At 48.2% G+C, this 4018-nt stretch carries 4 protein-coding genes; all 4 read right to left on the reverse strand.

Annotation, left to right across the window (positions count from 1 at the left end; translation table 11 throughout):
* A partial coding sequence (locus Q0438_RS04285; protein WP_299187746.1) for a 2Fe-2S iron-sulfur cluster-binding protein occupies positions 1-386 on the reverse strand: 386 nt, incomplete at its 3' end.
* On the reverse strand, positions 379-2397 hold the full coding sequence (locus tag Q0438_RS04290) for a fumarate reductase flavoprotein subunit (RefSeq protein ID WP_299187749.1): 2019 nt from the start codon (positions 2395-2397) through the stop codon (positions 379-381). The genes Q0438_RS04285 and Q0438_RS04290, both read right to left, overlap by 8 nt.
* A gap of 10 nt (positions 2398-2407) precedes the next feature.
* Positions 2408-3094 carry a fumarate reductase cytochrome b subunit gene (locus Q0438_RS04295; RefSeq protein ID WP_299187752.1) on the reverse strand — a complete coding sequence of 229 codons (687 nt, stop codon included), beginning with the start codon at positions 3092-3094 and terminating at the stop codon, positions 2408-2410.
* Positions 3095-3188: 94 nt separating this feature from the next.
* Complete coding sequence (gene lgt / locus Q0438_RS04300) at positions 3189-4007, reverse strand: prolipoprotein diacylglyceryl transferase (RefSeq protein ID WP_299187754.1); 819 nt, start codon at positions 4005-4007, stop codon at positions 3189-3191.
* Positions 4008-4018: the final 11 nt, after the last annotated feature.

Genomic DNA, 4018 nt, shown 5'->3' on the forward strand with positions numbered 1-4018 from the left:
TCGGTCTCGTGATCGGTGTGGATCCAGCTCTCTACGCGTTTGCTCATCGCGTTCATCCAGTTGCCCGTATCGACGCTGAGGTCTTTTAGCAGCTTGAAAACCGGAAGCGGCATAAGCTCGATCACGCCGTCCGGATAGTCCTTAGTAAGCGTGCGGCACGCAAGGCTCGGTTTGCCGTTTACGAGCATACCGCAGCTACCGCAGATACCCGCGCGACAAACGAAGTCGAAGCTTAGCTCGGGATCAAATTTCTCACGAATCACGTTAAGCGCGATAAACAGCGTCATTCCGTCGGTCTCTTCGAGCTCGTAAGTAGCGAAGTGCGGCTTTGAAATTTTGCTTAGCGGATTATACTTAAATGCCTTTATTGTTATTTTTCTACTCATATCCTATACCTGCTCTTTCGTTAGGTGCTTTATATTTTGGCTGCAATTCATAATGCATCAATGCCTCTTGAATTTCATATCTGCCTTTGCCCTCGGCTTGCATTTTCTCGCGAATTTCATCGACCTCTTTTTGGCGCACGGCGCTGTCTGGATGCTCGATAATATTGCCTTTGGCGCCGTATCCGCGGAATGCAGGCGGCATCTCCATCTTCATAATATCAAGTGGCTCGTAGCTTAGAGTAGGCATAGTATCGCCCTCTTTCCAGTTTGCAAGAGTTCGTTTTAGCCAGTTTAGATCGTCGCGTTTCGGATAATCCTCGCGGAAGTGCGCGCCGCGGCTTTCGGTGCGATCAAGCGCGCCCTTAGCGATACAAAGCGCGAGCTTTAGCATCTTCGGTACGCGGTAAGCCTCCTCAAGCTCAGGATTTCCGAAAAGCTCTTTATTGCTTACTTTGACGTCCAAAGACTGCTTGTAAAGCTCCTCAAGCTCTTTTACGGCTTTGGCTAATCCCTCGCCGGTGCGGAAGATCGCGCAGTGCTCCCACATAACGTCTTTCATCTTGTTTTTGATCTCGAATACGTTAAATTTACCCTCTTTTTCAAGCAGGCTCTTAATGTAATTTTTCTCTTTATCTACGAATTTTTCGATATCGTGCGTATTGATATCGACATCGTGCCCTTGGCAATACTCCGCAAAATACTCTCCCACGATCATGCCCGCGACGACGGTTTCGGCGACGGAATTTCCGCCCAAGCGGTTAAAGCCGTGCATATCCCAGCACGCAGCCTCGCCGGCGCTGAATAGTCCCGCCAAAGTCGGACTCTCGCCCGTAGCTTTTGTTTTGATGCCGCCCATCGAGTAGTGCTGCATAGGAAGGATCGGAGCCCAGCCCTTGCCGCGCTTCCTGCCCTGCTCGTCGGTTATTACCTCGGTGTCGGCAGGATCGATGCCGTTGAAAATTTCGCAAATTTCTTGCACGTCGCGTAAATTTTTCTCGATATGCTCGCGTCCAAGGATCGATATGTCAAGCCAAACGTGCTCGCCGTAAGGGCTCTTTACCCCCTTGCCTGCGCGGATATGCTCCATTATGCGGCGGCTTACGACGTCGCGGCTAGCAAGCTCTTTTTTCTCCGGCTCATAATCAGGCATAAAGCGGTAGCCGTCCACATCGCGTAAAATTCCGCCGTCGCCGCGGCAACCCTCGGTAAGCAAAATTCCGCTCGGAACGATAGGGGTCGGGTGAAACTGCACCGCTTCCATATTTCCAAGCTGCGCGACCCCCGTCTCAAGCGCGATAGCTGCGCCGATACCCTCGCAAACGACGGCGTTTGTAGTGTGTTTATACACTCTGCCGTAGCCGCCTGTAGCGATTAGCGTACCCTTTGAGACGTATGCGATCAGCTCGCCGGTAACCAAATCACGCACGATTGCGCCATAGCAGCGGTTATTTGCGTGAATTAGCGCGATCGCTTCTTTTCTGTCATGAATATCCACGTTGTGCTTTAGCGCTTCGTTTGCAACGGCAAAAAGCATAGTATGTCCCGTAGCATCGGCAGTATAGCAGGTTCGCCATTTTTTCGTACCGCCGAAGTCGCGGCTGTGAATAAGTCCGTGAACCTCATCTTTTTCGCTGATCGTGGTTTTTTGAGCGTTGATAATAGCACTTCGCTCGCCTCTAGTAATCCTAGTCCAAGGAACTCCCCAGCCCGCAAGCTCGCGGATCGCCTTAGGCGCCGTTTGCGCAAACATTCTAGCGACATCCTGATCGCAGCCCCAGTCGCTTCCTTTTACCGTATCGGCAAAGTGCACATCTTCATTATCGCCCTCGCTCATTTTGGAATTTCCCAGAGATGCTTGCATGCCGCCTTGAGCTGCCGCAGAGTGCGAGCGCTTAACGGGGATCAGGCTCAAAACGATAGTGCTAAGCCCCTTCTCGCCGGTAGCGATCGCAGCTCTTAAGCCCGCCAAACCGCCGCCAATAACTAAAGAATCGCAATATATTACATTCATCCTAAGCTCCCTATTCTAAACTTAACCATTTGAAATCGGCGATTATCGAAAGCAAGAAAAATGCGCCCCAAACGATAAAAACGACCTTTTTGATGAGGGCTCTTTTTCTTTGGACTTCCGCCTTTGTTGTACCGTCTATGCTGATCCATTTCATATATAATCTATAAATTCCGATGCTAGCGTGAGTTACTACGAATACCAATAAAACGAAATAAAATAGATGAAGTTGTCCGAATCGCGCGATAGCAAGATCCGCGGTGATCTTCGGACCGAATACGATCATTAAAATATGAGCCGCCGCAAAGAAAAATAGTAAAAATCCCGTCCAAAACTGAAACCACCAAAGCGTCGTGTCGCAATGCTTCATTCGCATTTTGTGCGCTTTAAACGCCCTGTAAGCGGCGTAGTTAGCCGGAAATTTTCTCATTGCCAAAAACGCGTGAACTACGAAAATCACGAAAATCACGAAAGCGACGATGTTTGTAACGAAATAAATTCCGCCCGGTTCGGCGAAATGTACGACGCCCTCAAACGCGCCCTTACCGATCAAAATCGTGCCGGTAAATATCATATGACACAGCATAAAACAGGCCAAAATCAGCCCGCTGATGCTTTGCGCCACGTCTTGTAAAGCCATAATGCGACTTTTTTTGCCGTCTATGGATTTACCCGTAAAGCCCTCAATGCGACCTAGCATAGGTTCTCCTTGAAAAGATGATTATAAACTCCCATTAAATGATCGTTTACGCTTTTGTGGAAATGATTATATTACATTTTAACTTTAGATTAATTTAATTTTTACAAATTAGTTTTTTCTTCAAAGACTGCTTTAAGAAAACTGCTATCAAAAACATCGCCAAAGATAAAATTTGCCCCATCGATAAATTTAAAAATATAAAACCAAGCCCATCGTCCGGCTCTCTAAAAAATTCTACGAAAAATCTAAACGCCGTGTATAGCATCGCGTACAGACATATCAGCTCGCCGTTAAATTTCTTAAATTTACGGTAGAAAAATAAAATCACGAAAATTACCAGCCCTTCCAAAACCGCTTCGTAAAGCTGGCTTGGGTGACGCAACGTACCGCCCACTAAGATCCCCCACGGCTCACTCGTCTCGCGCCCAAAAAGCTCCTGATTTAAAAAATTCCCCACGCGCCCGAAAAAATATCCAAGCGGCACGCTAAGTGCCACGAGATCGAGCAGCGCCCACATATCGGTTTTAAATTTTTTGCAAAACCAAACCGTCGCGATCACGAATCCGACGACCGCGCCGTGATAGCTCATACCGCGGATACCCACGAACTCGCCGTTATGAAAGGGGTTGAAAATTTGCCACGGATGGCTGAAATACCACGCCGCCTCGCCCGAATAGATCGCGATGTATCCAAGCCGCGCGCCCAAAATGACGCCAACCTCGACCCAGATAAAGTAGCGATCGAGCATCTTATTGCTAAAGCCAAGGCCGTCTTTTTTTACAAAATACTTTGCCATAAATAGCGCCGTAAGTAGCGCCAAAACATACATAATGCCGTACCAGTGCACGTTTATACCAAACGCGCTGAACGCCACGGGATCAAAGTGGGCGTAAATTTCGTTCCAGTAATTCAAATTTTTCCTTT

The sequence above is a fragment of the uncultured Campylobacter sp. genome (assembly GCF_938030785.1).
In the GTDB taxonomy this organism is placed as follows: Bacteria; Campylobacterota; Campylobacteria; order Campylobacterales; family Campylobacteraceae; genus Campylobacter_B.

Coding starts and splice junctions, on each gene's coding strand:
- Q0438_RS04290 (WP_299187749.1), bottom strand. CDS start 2,397: ATGAATGTAATATATTGCGATTCTTTAGTTATTGGCGGCGGTTTGGCG.
- Q0438_RS04295 (WP_299187752.1), bottom strand. CDS start 3,094: ATGCTAGGTCGCATTGAGGGCTTTACGGGTAAATCCATAGACGGCAAA.